Here is a 17,479-nt window from a genome sequence, read left to right as displayed (position 1 = left end):
CCGCCACGGGCCGTTCGACCCGAACGACGGAAGGGCTGATCCCCATGGCCGAAGGCGACAGCGCGGACCGGACCGGAGGCGGCTCGGAGGACGAGTTCCGCGAGATGCTGCGGCAGTTCCTCTCCGGGAACGGTCCGATCGATCCCTCTCAGCTCGCCGGGGCGGCGGGGCTGCCCAATGACCCGGTCGCCCTGCAGAACCTGCTCTCGCAGCTGCAGAGCGCGATGCAGCAGAGCGGCGACGGAGGCATCAACTGGTCGCTCGCGCTCGAGCAGGCCAAGCAGATCGCCCGCGCCGACTCGGCGCCCGTCACCGACGCCGTCCGGGCTCCGCTCGACGGCGCCTTCGGAGTCGCGGCCCTGTGGCTCGACGAGGTCGCGTACGTCTCGGAGCTGAGCCGCCCGCCGCGCTCGCTCAGCCGCCTCGAGTGGATCGCGCAGACGATGCCGGTCTGGACGCAGCTCGCCGAGCCGGTCGCCCTGAGCATCTCCGACGCCCTGACCGGAGTGATGCGCGACCAGGCCCCGGAGGAGATGCAGGCGATGATCGCCGGCGCCGAGAACATGATGCGCGGAATCGGCGGCACGCTGTTCGCCCTCCAGCTCGGCCAGGTCGTGGGGCAGCTCGCGGCCGAGGTCGTCTCGGGAGGCGACATCGGCATCCCGCTGCTCGAGGAGAACGACGCCGCGATCCTGCCGCAGAACGTCGCGGCCTTCGGCGAGGGCCTCGACATCCCCGTCGACCAGGTGCAGATCTACCTCGCGGTCCGCGAGCTCGCGCACGCCCGCCTGTTCCGGCACGGCAAGTGGCTCCGTCTCGCCCTCATCTCGCAGATCACCGACTTCGCCCGCGGGATCACCATCGACACGACCCGCCTCGAGGAGCTCGCCGAGAACTTCGACCCCTCGAACCCGGAGGAGCTGCGCGACGCGATGACCAGTGGCGCGCTGATCCCCCCGAAGACCGAGGAGCAGCTCGCGGCGCACGGACGCCTCGAGACCGTGCTCGCCCTGATCGAGGGCTGGGTAGACGTCGTGACCCTCGCAGCGACCACCCGCCTGCCGAGTGCGGGCGCGATCGCCGAGACGGTGCGCCGGCGCCGCGCCGCGGGAGGCCCCGCCGAGTCGGCGTTCGCGACACTCGTGGGGCTCGAGCTGCGGCCGCGACGCCTCCGCGAGGCCGCCGCGATGTGGCAGGCGGTCACCGACGCGGTCGGCCCCGAGGCGCGCGATGCGCTGTGGTCGCACCCCGACCTGCTGCCGGGGTCGGACGATCTCGACGACCCGGCCGCGCTGGTCGCGCGCCTGACGGCGGAGGCCCGCGGCGAGACTCCGGAGCCCGACGAGATGGACATCGCGCTCGAGGAGCTGCTGAACGGGACGACGCCGCCCGCCGACGGCGAGGGCGACCAGGGACCGACCGGCGACCGCCCGGTCTGAGGTCCGCGCTCCGGGCCACGAGGGCTGTGGAGAACTCGAGCGGCGGATCGAGCGGGTCGGCCATGATCGCCCGATGGTCCTCCGGCTCGATCCCCGCTTACCCCTCCTCTGGCGCTCGGCGACGGCGATGCAGGTCGGCCTCGATCACCCGCGCGTGGTCATCGATGGCATCGGCTACCCGGAGGAGCTGCTGCTGCACGCCCTCCGCCTCGGCACGAGTGCGGGCACGGCGCGGCTGATCGCGACGCGTGCCGGCGCCTCCGAGGAGCGGGTCGAGCACGTGCTCGCGGCGCTGCGGCCGGTGCTGCTGCGGAGTGTCGACCAGGCTTCCCCCGCGCCGCCGCGGATCGTCGTCGAGGGCCTGGGCGCCGCGGCCGACGCGCTCCGCACGATCCTCCGGGGCGAGGGCTGCGAGCTGGTCGCCGACGAGGCGATGCCCGATCTGGCGGTGCTGGTCGTCGACTTCGCGGTCGCCCCGGCGCGCGCGGCGCACTGGCTCGCGGCCGACGTGCCGCACCTCCCGGTCGTCTTCGGCGACGAGTCGGTTCGCCTGGGTCCGCTCGTCGAGCCGGGGCGCGGTCCCTGCCTGCACTGCGCCGACCGCGACCGGATCGACCTCGATCCCGACTGGCCGCGACTGATCATCCAGGTGCTCGGGCGCACCGCTCCGACCCGCACTCCGCTGGCGAGCGCCGCGATGGCCGTCACCGCCGCCGACGCGGCGCTGCGCCGGGTGCTCGCCGGGTGGACCGGGCTGAGCGGCTCCGTGCGGACCTACTCGGACGCCTCCGGGACCTTCAGCGAGCGCCCGCTGGAGCCGCACCGCGACTGCGCGTGCCGGGCCCTCCCGGCTCCCGCGCCGCCGTCGGCCGCTGGCCGATCTCGGCGAGGAACCGCGACGGCTCCCTCCGTGTGACCCGCCCGACCGTCGAGCCCGACCAGGACAGCCGGAGCCGGCGCCTGGCGCGGGTGATCCCGACGTAGAGCAGCCGGCGCTCCTCGTCGACAGCCTCGAGACCGTTCGCGTACGAGATCGGGACGAGGCCCTCGGCGAGGCCCATCAGGTGCACCGAGTCCCACTCGAGTCCCTTCGCCGAGTGGAACGTCGCGAGGGTCACCGCCGCACGGTCGGGCTCGTGGTGCCCCTGCTGGCGCGCGAGGAGATCGTCGGTGAACTGCTTGAAGGTCCAGTCGGACGGGGCCTCGTCGACCAGTCGGGAGAGGGTGTCGAGCGACTCCCAGCGGTCTCGGACGGCCCCGGGGGCGGCGGGCGGCTCCGCGCTCCAGCCGAGCGAGCGGAGCACGTCGCTCACCGACTTGAAGAGCGGCTCGCCCGCGATCGACACCGAGGCCGCGCGCAGCTGCATCACGGCCTGCTTCACCTCGGGCAGATCGAAGAAGCGCTTGCCTCCGCGCATGTGCGCGCTGACCCCCCTCTCGCCGAGCGCGTGCTCGATGACGGCCGACTGCGAGTTGGTGCGGAACAGGACGGCGATGTCGGAGGGTCGGATGCCCGCCTCGATGTCCGCGGCGACGCGCGCCGCGATCCCGCGCGCCTCCGCGATGTCGTCGGGGTAGGCGTCGACGGCGGGCTCGGGAGCCTCGACGGGCTGAACGGAGTGCAGGACGAGCGCGCCGGGCCGCCCGCGCATCAGCCGGTTCGCGGTGTGCACGATCGGAGGCGCCGAGCGGTAGTTCTCCTCGAGTCGCACGACGGTGGCCGCGGGCCAGCGCGCGGCGAAGTCGAGCAGGTAGTCGGCCTTCGCGCCCGCGAACGAGTAGATGGTCTGGCTGGCGTCGCCGACCACGCAGAGATCGCCGCGGTCGCCGAGCCACAGCTCGAGCAGCCGCTGCTGGAGCGGCGAGACGTCCTGGTACTCGTCGACCGTGAAGAAGCGGTACTGCTCGCGCACCTGCATCGCCATGGCCGGCTCCGACTCGAGCATGCCCGCGGTGACGAGGAGGACGTCCTCGAAGTCGATCTGCCGGCGCTGGTCCTTGAGGCCCTCGTACTCGTCGACCAGCGCGATCGTCTGCTCGAGAGTCAGCCGACCGGGCTGTGCGCGGGTGCGGGCCGCGACCGCGTACTGCTCGAGCGAGAGCGCCGAGACCTTCCGCCACTCGATCTCGGCCGAGAGATCGCGCAGGGTCGCGGTGTCGAGCTTGAGGCGGAGGCGCTCGGCCGCGTGGCCGAGCATCCGCGCCTTGTTGTCGAGCAGCTGCGGCATCGTGCCGCCGACGAACTGCGGCCAGAAGTAGCTCAGCTGCGAGAGAGCCGCGGCGTGGAACGTGCGGGCCTGGACGCCTCCGGCACCGAGCACGCGCAGGCGGGTGCGCAGCTCGGCGGCCGAGCGGCTGGTGAAGGTCAGGGCCATGACCCGGCCCGGCGTGTAGACGCCGGTCGCGACACCGTGCGCGATCCGGTGCGTGATGGTCCGGGTCTTGCCGGTGCCGGCGCCCGCGAGCACGCAGACCGGTCCGAGCAGCGCCTCCGCCGCCTCGCGCTGCCCCTCGTCGAGCCCGTCGAGCAGGCTCACGCGAGGATCGGACCGTTCTCCAGCTCGCCCCCGTACCAGTCCTCGATCATCGCGCGGGCGATGGAGGAGCGGCCGGGCAGGAGCACGGACTCGAGCGAGTCGTGCAGCTGCTGGCGGGTGAACCAGCGCAGATCGACGATCTCCTCCCCGTCGGGCTTCAGGGCGGCGGGCTCCTGGTCGTCGGCGAGGCGCGCGGTGAAGCCGACCATCAGGGAGGCGGGGAACGGCCAGGGCTGCGAGCCGAGGTACTGCGGGTCGACGACGCGCATGCCCGACTCCTCGAAGATCTCGCGGACGACCGCCGCCTCGAGCGACTCCCCCGGCTCGACGAAACCGGCGAGGAGCGAGAAGCGGTCGGCGCCCCACATCGCGTTCGAGCCGAGCAGGAGGCGGTCGTCGCCGTCGAGGACGCAGACGATGATCGCGGGGTCGGTCCGGGGGAAGACCTGGCTGCCGTCGGACGGTGACCGGCGCACCCAGCCGCCCTGCTCGACGACCGTCGGGTCGCCGTTGCGGGGCGAGTAGCCGTGGGAGGCGTGCCAGTTGACGATCGCGAGCGCCTCGGTGAAGAGTCCCGCGTCGCGGTCGCTGAGCTTCTCGGCGACCGGGCGGAGCCCGCTCCAGCGGTCCTCGTCGGGCTCGAGCTCGATGGCGGCCGCGTCGGTGAGGACCGTCGCGATGACCGGGGTGCCGGCGGGCTCGCCCTCGGCGTCGACGGTGGTGCGGCCGAGGTAGACGCGGAGGGTGCCCGCGGTGACGTCCTGAGCGCTGCGGAGCACGAGCCGGTCGCCGTCGACCAGGGCCCTGTCCTTCCAGAGCGGCAGCACGCGGGTCGCCTCGTCTCCGAGGAGCTCGTCGTAGAGCGCGGGGCGTGCGCGGGACAGGTAGTCGCGATCGGCGGCCTGTCGCGAGAGCGGGAGGCGGTCGGCGAAGGGCACAGGCATGCGTGGCTCGTTTCCTGGGAATGGCGTCAGGGGGCGCGTCGTCGGAGTGCGTGGCTCTGTGCGCGCCCCCTGGGGCGGGACAACCGGTGCAGGGACAGCGCGTGGCGGTCGGGCCGGTACGGCGCCGAGCGACCTAACCTAGAACCCATGGCCAGAACCCATCTCACTCTAGCCGCGCTGGCCACTTCGGCCGTCGAGGGCCTCGACGTCCGCTCCGCGCGCCCGTTCACCCACTCGACGCACGGCGACTTCGACTCCGCCCTGCTGACCACGCGCGACGGCGCCCGGCTCGTCGTGAGGGTTCCCACCTCCGCGCTGGCCGAGCAGGAGCAGCTCGGCGACCTGGTCGCCCTGCGTGCGCTGACCGCCGGCATCCGGAGCCGCCTGCCCTTCGATCTGCAGGAGAGCGTCGGCCAGACCTCGTTCGACGGCACCCGCGCCGTGGTCTACGAGTATCTCGACGGCGACCGCGTCCTCATCGACGACGTCGCCCCGTCGAGCGGGCTCGCCGACTCGGTCGGGCGGGCGATCGGAGCGATCCACTCGCTGCCGGCCTCGTTCGTCCACGAGGCGGGACTCCCCGTCTCCTCCACCCGTGACGCCGTCAACGAGACGGTCGCCGTGATCGAGCGCGCGGCCGACACCGGGCACGTGCCCGCCGCCCTCGTCGCCCGCTGGGAGTCGGCGTCGTCGGACGAGTCGCTGTGGCAGTTCGACCCGGCCGTCGTGAACGGCTCGATGACCTCGGACTCGTTCCTGCGCTCCGGCGAGGTCGTGACGGCGGTGCTCGGCTGGGCGGCGCTGCGGGTCGGCGACCCGGCCCGGGATCTGCACTGGCTCCTGAGCGCACCCGGCTCGGGCACGGCGCTCTCGGCCTATGCGCGGATGCGCGCGGGCGCGGTCGACCGCACGGTCCGGCAGCGCGCCCAGCTCTACGCCGAGCTCGAGCTCGCACGCTGGCTGCTGCACGGGACCGAGACCGGCGACGCCACGATCGTCGACGACGCGGTCGGGATGCTCGACACGCTCGTCGACAGCGTGCTCGGCGATCTCTCCGCCCCGCTCTCGACCGACACCGGTCCGGTGCTCGAGGTGTCGGAGGTGGAGGAGCTGCTGAACCGCACGCCGGGCGCCCGCACCGACGCCTCCGCTCACGGCCGCGGGCTCACCCCCGTCGCCGAGGAGAGCGACTCCGCGAGCTCCCGCTCCGAGTAGAAGCGCTCGGGGCGCAGCACGAGGTCGTCGGCGACGAAGAAGAACACGGCGTCGACGCTCTCGAGAGGCACTCCCCGCCAGCGGGCGAAGGCCAGGCGGTAGAGCGCGAGCTGGAACTGCTTGAGCTCGAGGTCGGCGGCGTCCTTCGGCGCACGGCCGGTCTTCCAGTCGACGATCTGGTGCCCCTCGGCGGTCGGGTAGACCGCGTCGAGCTTGCAGACGACCACGTGCCCGGCGAGCTGGAGGTGGATCTCGATCTCGACGGCCTCCGGCCTCCGGTCGGCCCACTCCGAGCGCTCGAAGGTCTCGATCAGCGCGGACAGCCTCTCCTGCTCGACGCTCGTCCCGCCGGCGTCGTCGAGCTCATCGGCGAAGGTGTCCACGGCCTCGGCCCCGCCCTGGATCCCGAAGCGGTTCTCGACCCAGGAGTGGAAGGTCGTGCCGAGCCGGGTCTGCCGGTAGGGCCGCTCGGGCATGGGGCGGCGCAGCTGAGCGGTGACCTCGGCGGGGGCGCTCACGATGTCCTTGAACCGCGAGGCGGGGATGCGGGTGGGGAGGGCGATGCGCTCGCCTCCGGCCAGGCGCACCGCCCGCTCGGCGAGGAGGAGCCGGATGTCGTTCCCGCGCGCACCGAGGAGGGCCGGCTCGGCGATCCGGACCCGCTCGGCGGCGGCGCGGACCCGGTCGCCTCGGGCTCCCAGCGGATCGTGCGGCCAGCGGAACGTCCGCGGCGCCTGCTCGAGCGGGTTCTCGAGGTTCTGCGGCTCGGACGGCAGCTCGGGGATCGTCTCGGCCTCGGCGAGGTCGCGGAGGAACACCCCCGGCCCCCTGGGCTTCGATTGGCCGGCCCACCAGGATCCGCTGAGCAGGAGATGGTGCCGGGCGCGGGTGACCGCGACATAGGCCAGGCGGCGCTCCTCCGACTCGTTGCGCTCGCGCAGGGTGTCGCCGAAGTCGGTCATCGCGTCGACGACCTCCTTCTGCGTCGCGCAGCCCCGCCAGGCGAGGTCGGGCAGCTCGGACGCGTCGCCCCGGAAGGCGTACGGCATCGCACCGAGCCGCACCCAGCCGCGGAAGCCCTCGATCGGCGTTCCGGGGAGCTCACCGTCGACGAGCCGGGGCACCGCGACGAGATCCCATTCGAGACCCTTGGAGCCGTGGATCGTGAGCAGCTGCACGGTGCCGGGCTCAGGGTCCTCGGGACGCGGGGCGAGGCCGTCGCGCTTGTCGGCGAGGACGAGCCAGCGGAGGAAGCCGCGGAGGGAGGAGCCGGTGCCCGCGCCGCGATCATCGGTCTGCAGGTACCCGGCGGCGGCCTCGCGGAACGCCTCGAGGTTGGCGCGGCCGTCGCCGCGGGTCTCGTTCGCCTCCACCTCGATGTCGAGGCCGAGCTCCTGCTCGACGAGCGTCACGAAGTCGAGCAGGTCGAGCCCGGCACGGGCGCGGAGGCGGGCGAACAGGCTCCCCGCCTCGTGCAGGCGCCGGAGCCCCTCCTCGCTGAACGCACTCAGGGCGGAGTGGTCGAGGCGGCCGTCGTCGCCCTGCCTCCTGGAGGCGATGAAGTCGAGCGCCTCGACGATGGAGCCGCCCTCGCCCTCGGTGACGGAGGCGCGCATCCGCTCGCGGACCTCCTCGGGCAGCAGACGGTGGGCGTGATCGCGCGAGGCGAGCCACGAGGCGAGGTCGCGCAGCGCCTTGAGGTCGCGCACGCCGAGGCGCCACCGCGCTCCGGCGAGCAGGCGCACGAGCTCGCTGCCGGCCGCCGGATCCTCGACGACCGTCAGCGCGGCGACCAGATCGGCGATCTCGGGCTGCCGCAGCAGGCCGCCGATCCCGAGGATGTGGTAGCGGACGCCGTGCCGCGAGAGGGCCGCCGCGAAGCGGTCCATGTGCGCGCGGACCCGGAAGAGCGCCGCTGCCGACGGGGGCTCGGGGGTCTCGGCGAGCCGCCCGGCGAACCAGCGGGCGACGTCGTCGGCCTCCTCGTCGATCGTCTCGGGGAAGGTCAGCTCGACGGGATGCCCGCTCGCGCCGGGGCCCGCGGCGAGCCGGTCGACCGGCACCGCGCTGCCGGAGGCGAGCGGCGCGACGATCGCGTTCGCGGCGGCGAGGACCCCGTGGCCGTTGCGCCAGCTCGTCGAGAGCGAGAAGCGGCGCGCCGAGCCGAAGTCGACGGCGAAGCGGCCGAGACCCTCGGCGCTCGCACCGCGCCAGCCGTAGATCGACTGGTGCGGGTCGCCGACGGCCATCACGCCCTGCTCGGCGAAGAGCCGGGCGAGCAGGCGGGTCTGCAGCACGGAGGTGTCCTGGTACTCGTCGAGGAGGACGACACGGTAGCGGGCGCGGTGCTCGTCGACGATCCGCGGCACCCGCTCGGTGATGCGGAGCGCGAGCGCGACCTGATCCGAGAACTCGACGAAGCCGCGGTCGGCCTTCGCCTCCTGGAACCGCTCGGCGAGCGCCGTCAGGATCGGCAGGGCCCCGACCGCCTGGAGGGCGCGCTCGAGCTCGCGGTACATGCCGCTGCCGCTCGAGCCGCGGGGCAGTTCGCCCAGCCGGAGGAAGTCCTCGGCGAAGCCGGCGACCTCGGCCGGGTCGGCGAGGTTGTCGGCCAGGTCGTGGGCGAGCGAGACGACGAGGTCGGTCAGCCGGTCGAGACTCGCCTCGACGTCGAGGATCCGCGGGTCGACCGTGTCCGCGACGACGCCGCGGGCGAGGTGCCAGGCCGACGCCTCCGAGAGCACCGTCGCGTCGCCCTCGCGGCCGATGAGAGCCGCGTTGTCGCGGAAGATCGTGTTGGCGAAGGCGTTGTACGTCGAGACCGTGGCGGCCTCGAACGGGTCGGGCTCCGACTGCCCGGGCGCGAGCGGCAGCAGGCCCGCCGCACCCAGCTGATCGATGCGGCGGCCGATGCGCTCGCCGAGCTCGGCGGCGGCCTTGCGGGTGAAGGTCAGTCCGAGGACGTCGGAGGGAGCCGCCAGCCCGTTGGCCAGGAGCCACAGCACCCGGTTCGCCATCGTCTCGGTCTTGCCGCTGCCCGCTCCCGCCACGACGAGGGCCGGCTCGAGCGGCGCCTCGATGACGGCGCGCTGCTCGGCGGTCGGCGGGCGCAGGTCGAGACGCTCGGCGATGGTCAGGGCGTCGATCACTGCTGCTCCTCCTCCTCGGCGGGATCCTCGTCCGCGGGATCGTCCTCGGGCCGGTCCACGCGCAGCAGACCGTCGCCCGACACCTCCGGCACCGCGTGGATCCGGTAGCGCAGGGCGTCTCCGGGCGAGAAGGGGACCGCGTCGAGCAGTCCCGAGAACTCGGCCGCCGCCATGCCGGTCGCGGCGGCCACGACCCGCTCGCGCAGCCGGGTGAGCTCCTCCTCGCCGAAGCGCGGCTGCTCGACCTCGCGGTAGGTCCTGCCGCGGACGCCCTTGGCGACGAAGAGGAGCTTGGCTCCGCCCTCGGCCGCCGACCCCGCCGCCTCGATCGCGCCGCTCGCGACGGCCAGCTGGTAGCTGCCGAGCTGCGCGTGCTCGGCGATGTCGGCCTGCCGAGGGACGCTGCGCCCCGTCTTGAGGTCGACGATCGTCACCGCTCCGTCGCGGTCGCGCTCGACCCTGTCGATCGAGCCGCGCACCCGCGCCGGCGGCACCTCGATCTCGAACTGCTGCTCGCGGCCGAGGACCTCGCCTCCCGCGCGCTCGAAGTCGACGAGGTAGTCCGCGAGCCCCTCGACGAGGCGGCGGGTGAGGCGCTTCTGCCGCTCCCCGAGCCACGGCGACTCGAAGACCAGCTCGGGCCAGCGCGCCTCGAGCGCCGACCACAGCGCCTCGGTGTCGGGCACCGCGGCGTTCTCGAGAACCCAGTGCACCAGGGTGCCCACGCCCATCGCGGTGCTGGTAGTCGATCCCGACACCGCGTCGACGAACCAGTCGAGCGGCGACTTCTCGAAGGCCTCGAGACGACTGGGGGAGACGGAGACGGGCCGCTCGGGGTCGTCGAGATCGAACAGCGGCTCGCTCGTGGACGGCTCGAGCACGCCGTACCAGGAGGAGGGATCGGCGCCGGCGACCTCGGCGAGCGCCAGAGCGCGCAGCCCCCGGATCGCCGAGGGGGCGTCCACCGCGTTCGGCGTCGTCGAGGTGCGGCGCAGGCCAGCGACGGCTCCCCGGAGCGTCAGCGGCACGGCCGAGGCGGCGTCCAGCCGCGGCGCGTCGGGAGGCGTCAGACGGAAGAAGAGGGACGGCGTCTCGTCCTCCCCCGCGACCGCGCTCAGCACCAGCTGGCGCCGGGCGCGGGAGGCGGCGAGGGCGAACATGCGCAGCTCGTCGTCGAGCGTCGCCTTGCGGGCGTCGAGCGGCAGGCCGCCCTCGCCGCGGGAGGCGCGGATCAGCCCGTCGGGATCGAGGAGCGAGCCGCGCTGGCGGAGGTTCGGCCAGACGCCGTCCTGGAGGCGCGCGATCACGACCACGTCGAACTCGAGCCCGACGACCGAGGACGGTGTGCCGATCAGCACCGCGTCCTCGACGGACCGGGGTGCGAGCGAGTCCTCCGGCACCTCGGCCTCGAGGACCTCGGTGACGAAGGCGGCAGCGGAGTCGCCCGCGGCGCGCTCGACGAAGCGCCGCGCGGCGCTGAAGAGGGCGACGACTCCGTCGAGGTTGCGGTTCGCCTCGGCGGCGGTCAGCCCCGTGCCGAGCGAGAGCTCGCGCCACGACGACGCCACCCTGCTCGACTCCCAGGCCGACCACAGCAGCTCCTCGATCGATCCCCCCTCGTCGTGCAGGCGCCGCACCCTGTCGATCGAGACCGCGAGGCGCTCGGCCTGACGCGCGGGCGCGGAGTCGATGGTGGCGAAGCGGCCGGGGGCCGACAGCGCCTCGACCAGGAGCGGATCGCTCGCGCGGATCCCGTCGCCCGCGAGCTCCTCGGCGCGCAAAGCCAGCCGGAGTCGCCGCAGACCGAGCCGGTCGACCCCGCCGAACGGTCCGAGCAGCAGCTCCGCCGCCAGCTCGGCGTCGAGCGGACGCTCGCCGATCGCGACGCCCACGAGCACCAGCAGTGATCTCGCGGCGTGGTCGTCGCGGAGGGCCCGGCCCGCCAGCACCGAGCGCGTGGGCACCTCGGCGACCGCGAGCGCCTTGACGAGCGGCTGCACCGCCGCGCCGGAGCGGACGACGACCGCCATCCGCCGCCACGGCACGGCGTCGCGCAGCCGTCGCTCGCGCAGGAGCCTGGCGATCGTCGCCGCCTCGCGCGCGGGCGTCGGTGCGTGGAGCACCAGGACCGGCGCCGGTGCACCCTCGGGATCGGACTCGGCCACAGCAGCGCGCTGCCGACCGGCCGCCGCGGTGCCGATGCGCTGCGTCGCTCCGGAGACGAGCGAGCGCAGCGCCGCGGTGTGGCGGTGCACCCGGCCGAGCACCAGCGTCTCGGCGTCGCGCACGCCGATGCTGCTCGCGAAGCGGCCGAGGGTGTCGGAGGCGGCCCCGCGGTACGCGCTCGTCGCCACGTCGGGGTCGCCGAAGGCGATCACCGTCACGCCGCGCTCGGCGAGCGCCCGCAGCAGCACGACGGTCGACTCGCTCGCCTCCTGCATGTCGTCCACCACCACGAGGCGGAGCGCCGTGATGCGCTCGCCTCCGCCGCCGGAGCGGATCGCCTCGGCCGCGAACGCCGCGAACTCGGCCGCGTCGAGCCGGGTGCCGGCCTCAGGCGTCATCCAGTCGACGACGTCGCGGAGCTCGTCGAGGACCGCCGCGGCCGCCGACCACTCGCCGCGGTCGGCATCGACGGCGAGCGCGCGCACAGAAGTGGAGTCGAGCCCGTGCTCGGTCGCCCGCATCCCGAACTCGCGGAGCTCGGTGCGGAAGGTGCGGAGCCGGAGCACCTCGGGGGTGAACTCATCGGGCCACCGGGGACCCGTGCCGTCCTCGAGGTGCCCCTCGATCAGCTCGGAGAGCAGGGCGTCCTGCTCGCCGCCGGTGAGGAGGGTCGGCCGCTCGGTCCCCCGCTCCTTCGCGGAGGCCGTCACGGCCTCGAACGCCAAGGAGGTCGCGGTCCGCGCCAGGGGTCCCCTGGTCGGCACGTCGAGCCTCAGCGCCAGCACGTCGCGCAGCGCCGTCGCCGCGGTGCGGCTGGCGGCGAGCACCACGACCGACTCCGGTGCGTAGCCGCGCTCGAGCACCCTCTCGGCGACGAGCTCGACGATCGTGGTGGTCTTCCCCGACCCCGGCGCCCCGAGGACCGCGGCGCTGCGCCCCTCCGGGAGCTCGAGCACCGCGCGCTGCGACGCGTCGAGCACCCCCGGCGCGGAGCCCGCGAGGGGCTGCGCGGAGGGGGCGATCGGAGATCCGGGAGCAGTCACGCGACCACGCTAACGAAGACCTCCGACACTCTCCGCCCGACCCGGGGGCCCCTGCCCGACGGCCTATCCGCTCAGCGCGAAACCCGCGTCGGCGCCTCCACCCGGTGCCGTATCGTGACAGCACATCCCCTCCCGAAAGGCACTGCTGGTGGAAATCCGTATCGGAATCGTCAACACCCCGCGCGAGCTCAACTTCGAGTCCTCGATGTCCGTGACCGAGGTCGAGAAGACGGTGACCACCGCCCTCGAGGCCGGCACCAAGGTCCTCCGCCTGCGCGACGAGAAGGGGAAGATCTACATCATCCCGACCGAGACCATCGCCTTCGTCGAGGTCGGCTCCGAGGAGTCCCGCCGCGTCGGCTTCGTCGCCTAGCCCCTCGCGCCGGGGCGAGCCATGGAACTCCTCTTCATCACCCTCGGCGGCGTGCTCCTCGGGCTCGCCGCGCGGTATGCGCTCCCGCACCGTCACCTGCACGGCTCCGCTCTGGTCCCCGCGATCGGCGGGATCGTCGCGGCGGCCGTGTGGGTCGCGCTGACCTGGGCCGGGCTGGCATGGGACGGCGGGCTGATCTGGGTGATCACCCTGGTCGTCGCGGCGGTCGCCGTGCTCCTCGTCGACCTGCGCCTCGGCAGCGCTCGCGCGCGCCGCGACGACGCCTCGCTCGAGGCGATGCTGGCGGGCCGGATCGCTCCCTAGCCCGACGCCACGATGTCGACGGCGGAGGCCCCGATCGACGGGCCCCCGCCGTCAGGCCGTCAGGCCGAGTGCGTCCATCCGCCGGGTGTGCGAGGCGATCAGCTCGGTGAACACCGGCTCGATGCGCGACTCGTCCGACACCTGGTTGCCCGAGCCCATCAGCGCCGAGCGCGCGACCAGCAGCGTGTCGCCGACCAGGCGGCGCCCCCAGACGGCCAGGCGCGACCCGAGCCGGTCGTCGGCGGCGATCTCGCGGCGGAGGATCGTGATGAGCCCCTCGACGCCGGTGTCGGCTCCGAGGGTCTGCGCGATGCGGGGCCCGACGTCGTTGGGCAGGCCGCCGGTGAGGCGGATGAAGAAGTCGTCGAGCAGTCCCGCGGTGATGTACGCCGACAACAGCGTCTCGTGCAGATCGGCACCGCGCGTGAGGTGCTCGAAGGTGTCGATCGCGGGCCGGAACGGCGCCATCGCCTCCCCGGGCTCGACCTCGCGGCGGCGCAGCTCCGCGACGACGGCGTGGTGCTTGGCGAGCGCGGTGCCGGCGGCCGCCGAGATCGCCTCCTTGTCGGCGAGGTCGTCCGTCGAGGCGACCGCACGGGCCAGCGCCTCGAAGATCGCCAACTGGAGGTAGGCCACCTGACCGAGGTAGGGCAGCACCTCGGGGGTCAGATCGGCGAGATCCACGCGGTCGCGCTTGGTCGAGGACTCGCCGCGGGGGGTGAGGCGCGGGAGGTCTCCGGCGGGACGTCGACGTCGGAACCAGGGTGCCATCCGATCAGTGTAGAGCGCGTCGGAGGCGTCCTCCGGGCCCCCGGAGGCGGGTGCCGGTAGACTCGCCGGGACGTCACCGGCGCTGGATCGGTGGCCTAAGCGCCCGGAGTCGTACAGGGCGTGGACCGTACAAGACGTAAGGCGCTCACCTCCGTGACATTCTCCGATCTGAACATCGACGACGACATCGTCGCCGCCCTCGCCTCGAAGGGCATCCTCGAGCCGTTCCCCATCCAGGAGCAGACGATCCCCCTGGCCCTGCAGAAGCAGGACATCATCGGCCAGGCCAAGACCGGCACCGGCAAGACCTTCGGCTTCGGGCTCCCCCTCATCCAGGCGCTCGGCACCGACCCCGAGCCCGGCGTCAAGGCGCTCATCGTCGTGCCGACGCGCGAGCTCGCCGTCCAGGTGACGGAGGACATCGAGCTGGCCGCGTCGAACCGGCCGACCAAGATCGTCTCGATCTACGGCGGCAAGGCCTACGAGGGCCAGATCGAGCAGCTGAAGGCCGGGGCCCAGATCGTCGTCGGCACGCCGGGTCGCCTCCTCGACCTCGCCGGCCAGCGCCTGCTCTCACTCGCGAACGTGCAGGTGATGGTGCTCGACGAGGCCGACAAGATGCTCGACCTCGGCTTCCTCTCGGACATCGAGAAGCTCTTCGCCCAGACCCCCGCCACCCGGCACACCATGCTCTTCTCGGCGACGATGCCCGGCGCGATCGTCGCGCTCGCGCGGCGCTTCATGAACCGGCCCATCCACATCCGCGCGACCGACCCCGACGAGGGCATCACGCAGGCCAACATCAAGCACATCGTCTACCGGGCGCACTCGCTCGACAAGGACGAGGTCATCGCGCGCATCCTGCAGTCGGAGGGTCGCGGCAAGACCGTGATCTTCACCCGCACCAAGCGCGCGGCCGCCCGCATCGTCGAGGAGCTGAACGACCGGGGCTTCAACGCCGCTGCCGTGCACGGCGACCTCAACCAGGAGCAGCGCGAGCGGGCGATGGCCGCGTTCAAGGCCGGCAAGAAGGACATCCTCATCGCGACGGACGTGGCGGCGCGCGGCATCGACGTGAACGACGTCACCCACGTCATCAACCACACGATCCCCGACGACGACCAGACCTATCTGCACCGCGTCGGCCGCACCGGCCGCGCCGGCAAGACCGGCATCGCCGTGACCTTCGTCGACTGGGAGGACCTGCACAAGTGGGCCCTCATCAACCGCGCTCTCGAGTTCGGCCAGCCCGACCCGGTCGAGACCTACTCGTCGTCGCCGCACCTCTACACCGACCTCGACATCCCCGTCGGGACGAAGGGCCGCCTCAAGCCGACCCCGATCCCCGCCGAGGCGAAGGCCGATGCGCGCCCCGAGCGCTCGAGCCGTCAGCGCGAGCCTCGTCGCCGCAGCGCCGACGTCGCCGCGCCGCAGACCGGCCCGGCGCCCTCGAGCGAGAGCAAGGAGCACCACGACGGCAACAGCGCGCCGCGCCGCCGCACCCGCTCGCGCAACCGCGCTCCGCGCCCCGACACCCAGGCGTGACCCGTCGACCCGCCCCGCGAGACATCGCGGGGCGGATCAGCGGCCTGCGGAGGCGCGGATCGCGTCGACCGTCGCCCGATCAGTCGTGTTCTCGCCGAGCCGGTTCGGCTTGCCCGTGCCGTGGTAGTCGCTCGAGCCCGTGGTGACGAGCGAGTAGCGCTCGGCGAGCTCGCGGAGCCTCCGCTTGCCGTCCGCCGTGTTCTCGCGGTGCTCGACCTCGAGCCCGAACAGCCCGGCGTCGACGAGCTCGGGCAGCATCCGCTCGACGGCGATCCCGCGGGAGCTCGCGGCCGGGTGCGCGATCACGGGGACTCCGCCTGCGGCGCGCACCAGGCGGACGGCCTCCAGCGGTTCCGGCGCGTAGTGGGGCTGGAAGTAGCCGCCGCGCCAGTCGAGGATCCCTGCGAAGGCGGCGGAGCGATCGGTCGCGAGCCCCCGGGCGACGAGCGCGTCCGCGATGTGCGGGCGCCCGATCGTCGCTCCGGGGCTCGTCTGTGCGAGGACGTCGTCCCAGGTCAGGTCGTAGTCGGCGCCGATCGCGGTCACGATCGCCTCGGCGCGATGCACCCGCTCCGAGCGGATGCGGGTGGTCTCGGCGAGGAGGCCGGGATCCTCCGGATCGACGAGGTAGGCGAGCACGTGGACGCTGGCCCAGCCCGCCCGCGACGACAGCTCCATGCCCGGGACGAGCTCGATCCCGGCGTCCTCCGCCGCAGCGATCGCCGCCGGCCAGCCGGCCGTCGAGTCGTGGTCCGTCAGCGCCACACCGGCGAGACCGGCCGCCGCGGCCGCTCGCACCAGCACCTCGGGCGGCTCCGTGCCGTCGGAGACGAGGGAGTGGGTGTGGAGGTCGAATCGGCCTCCGGCGTCATGCATGCCAGCCATCGTAGACGCGCGCCGGCAGGCTCCCGGGGCCTGGATGCCCTAACCTGAGCCGGGATGGGGACGAGACTGGTGAAGTTCGCGGTGGCGGCCGTGGTGGCGATCGTGCTGATCGTGGCGGCGGCCCCCGGTTTCTTCGGGATCGTCCGTGAGGCGCCCTTCGCCCAGCTCGTGTCGTTCCGGCTGGCCACCGCCCTCGCGGCGGTCGGAGTCGCGGTCGTCCTCGTCGTCATCGCGGTTCTCGTCCGCCCGATCCGCCGACTCGCGCTCGCTCTCGGCGCCCTCGGGCTGGCCTTCGCACTCGTGCTCGCCGGCCTCCAGGCCGTCCGCGGCTTCGACGCCGCACCTCCGCGCGCCCACCGGCTCGCCGATCTCCGCGTGCTCAGCTGGAACGTGCTCGACACGGTCCCGGTCGAGACGATCGCCTCGGTGGCGACCGAGAACGCCGTCGACGCCCTCGCCCTTGTCGAGGTGTCGCAGGAGACGGCGCAGGGGGTCGCCGACGCGCTCGGTGCAGCGGGTCTGCCGATGACTCTGCACTACGCCGTCGGCGATGCGGGCATCGCGGGGACGGCGCTCCTGCTCGGCTCCTCCCTCGGCACCTACGCCGTCGACGCCGAGACCGTCCCCACCGGGACGTACCCCTCCCTCGTCGCGCGCCCCGACACCCCCGACCGGCCCGTCATCGCGGCCGTGCACGCGGTCCCGCCGATCCCCGGGGTGATGGACGACTGGAGCAGCGACCTCAACCGCCTCGCCGCGCTGTGCAGCACCGAGGACGACGTCGTGGTGCTCGGTGACCTCAACTCGACGCTCGATCACTGGAGCGGGATCCCCGGCACGGCCGATCTGGGTGCCTGCTCCGACTCCGGTGCCCTCGCGAACGCGGCGGCCCTCGGGACCTGGCCCACGTCGCTCCCGGCGGAGCTCGGTGCGTCGATCGACCATGTCCTCTTCTCGGGCCGCTGGGACGTGTCCGGCTACGTCGTCCTCGAGGACCACGACGACGACGGGAGCGACCACCGTCCGGTCCTCGCCCAGCTCTCGGTGCGCGGGATGGTCAAGGACTCGTCCTAGCGATCGGGACGAAT

13 protein-coding genes are annotated in these 17,479 nt (G+C 73.5%); 7 read left to right on the top strand and 6 right to left on the bottom strand.

The window, feature by feature from the left end; all coding sequences use genetic code 11:
• The first annotated feature begins 44 nt into the window (after positions 1-44).
• The gene (locus ASG06_RS11395) at positions 45-1,439 is read left to right on the top strand and encodes a zinc-dependent metalloprotease (protein WP_056042090.1); all 1,395 of its coding nucleotides are present in this window, start codon (positions 45-47) and stop codon (positions 1,437-1,439) included.
• 73 nt (positions 1,440-1,512) lie between these two features.
• Complete coding sequence (locus ASG06_RS19555) at positions 1,513-2,355, top strand: TOMM precursor leader peptide-binding protein (protein WP_082499147.1); 843 nt, start codon at positions 1,513-1,515, stop codon at positions 2,353-2,355.
• On the opposite strand, the gene ASG06_RS11390 is transcribed toward ASG06_RS19555, so the two are convergent.
• A complete protein-coding gene (locus ASG06_RS11390; protein ID WP_082499146.1) occupies positions 2,237-3,976 on the bottom strand; it encodes an ATP-dependent helicase in 1,740 nt (579 codons plus the stop codon). The two genes, ASG06_RS19555 and ASG06_RS11390, sit on opposite strands and share 119 nt — an antisense overlap.
• Positions 3,973-4,920 (bottom strand): NAD(+) diphosphatase, encoded by a 948-nt coding sequence (gene nudC, locus ASG06_RS11385; protein WP_056042088.1) that lies wholly within the window; start codon positions 4,918-4,920, stop codon positions 3,973-3,975. The genes ASG06_RS11390 and nudC overlap by 4 nt, the downstream gene beginning before the upstream one ends.
• A gap of 147 nt (positions 4,921-5,067) precedes the next feature.
• Between nudC and ASG06_RS11380 the strand changes: the two genes are divergently transcribed.
• Entirely contained in the window at positions 5,068-6,135 is a 1,068-nt protein-coding gene (locus tag ASG06_RS11380) for a phosphotransferase (protein ID WP_056042086.1), read from the top strand.
• On the opposite strand, the gene ASG06_RS11375 is transcribed toward ASG06_RS11380, so the two are convergent.
• Together ASG06_RS11375 and ASG06_RS11370 are read right to left on the bottom strand one after the other, a co-directional pair.
• Positions 6,072-9,284, bottom strand: a complete 3,213-nt coding sequence (locus tag ASG06_RS11375; protein ID WP_056042084.1) for an ATP-dependent DNA helicase — start codon at positions 9,282-9,284, stop codon at positions 6,072-6,074. The two genes, ASG06_RS11380 and ASG06_RS11375, sit on opposite strands and share 64 nt — an antisense overlap.
• Entirely contained in the window at positions 9,281-12,493 is a 3,213-nt protein-coding gene (locus tag ASG06_RS11370) for an ATP-dependent DNA helicase (protein ID WP_231727683.1), read from the bottom strand. Before ASG06_RS11370 ends, ASG06_RS11375 begins: the two co-directional genes overlap by 4 nt.
• A 148-nt stretch (positions 12,494-12,641) precedes the next feature.
• Between ASG06_RS11370 and ASG06_RS11365 the strand changes: the two genes are divergently transcribed.
• Both ASG06_RS11365 and ASG06_RS11360 read left to right on the top strand, forming a co-directional pair.
• Positions 12,642-12,866 carry a DUF3107 domain-containing protein gene (locus ASG06_RS11365; RefSeq protein WP_056042082.1) on the top strand — a complete coding sequence of 75 codons (225 nt, stop codon included), beginning with the start codon at positions 12,642-12,644 and terminating at the stop codon, positions 12,864-12,866.
• 21 nt (positions 12,867-12,887) lie between these two features.
• A complete protein-coding gene (locus tag ASG06_RS11360; RefSeq protein WP_056042080.1) occupies positions 12,888-13,190 on the top strand; it encodes a hypothetical protein in 303 nt (100 codons plus the stop codon).
• A gap of 51 nt (positions 13,191-13,241) precedes the next feature.
• On the opposite strand, the gene ASG06_RS11355 is transcribed toward ASG06_RS11360, so the two are convergent.
• Entirely contained in the window at positions 13,242-13,961 is a 720-nt protein-coding gene (locus ASG06_RS11355) for a ferritin-like fold-containing protein (RefSeq protein WP_056042077.1), read from the bottom strand.
• 153 nt (positions 13,962-14,114) lie between these two features.
• Here ASG06_RS11355 and ASG06_RS11350 point away from each other — a divergent pair, with 153 nt between their 5' ends.
• Positions 14,115-15,506 (top strand): DEAD/DEAH box helicase, encoded by a 1,392-nt coding sequence (locus ASG06_RS11350; RefSeq protein WP_056042075.1) that lies wholly within the window; start codon positions 14,115-14,117, stop codon positions 15,504-15,506.
• Between the two features lie 36 nt (positions 15,507-15,542).
• On the opposite strand, the gene ASG06_RS11345 is transcribed toward ASG06_RS11350, so the two are convergent.
• Positions 15,543-16,391: a PHP domain-containing protein gene (locus tag ASG06_RS11345; protein WP_056042073.1), complete on the bottom strand. Its 849-nt coding sequence runs from the start codon at positions 16,389-16,391 to the stop codon at positions 15,543-15,545.
• 54 nt (positions 16,392-16,445) lie between these two features.
• Between ASG06_RS11345 and ASG06_RS11340 the strand changes: the two genes are divergently transcribed.
• The gene (locus ASG06_RS11340; RefSeq protein WP_082499145.1) at positions 16,446-17,465 is read left to right on the top strand and encodes an endonuclease/exonuclease/phosphatase family protein; all 1,020 of its coding nucleotides are present in this window, start codon (positions 16,446-16,448) and stop codon (positions 17,463-17,465) included.
• Positions 17,466-17,479: the final 14 nt, after the last annotated feature.

Source organism: Rathayibacter sp. Leaf185 (assembly GCF_001423885.1).
Lineage (GTDB): Bacteria > Actinomycetota > Actinomycetes > Actinomycetales > Microbacteriaceae > Rathayibacter.
Note: the sequence above shows the minus strand (reverse complement) of the source record. Positions and strands in the feature narration are given on the sequence as shown.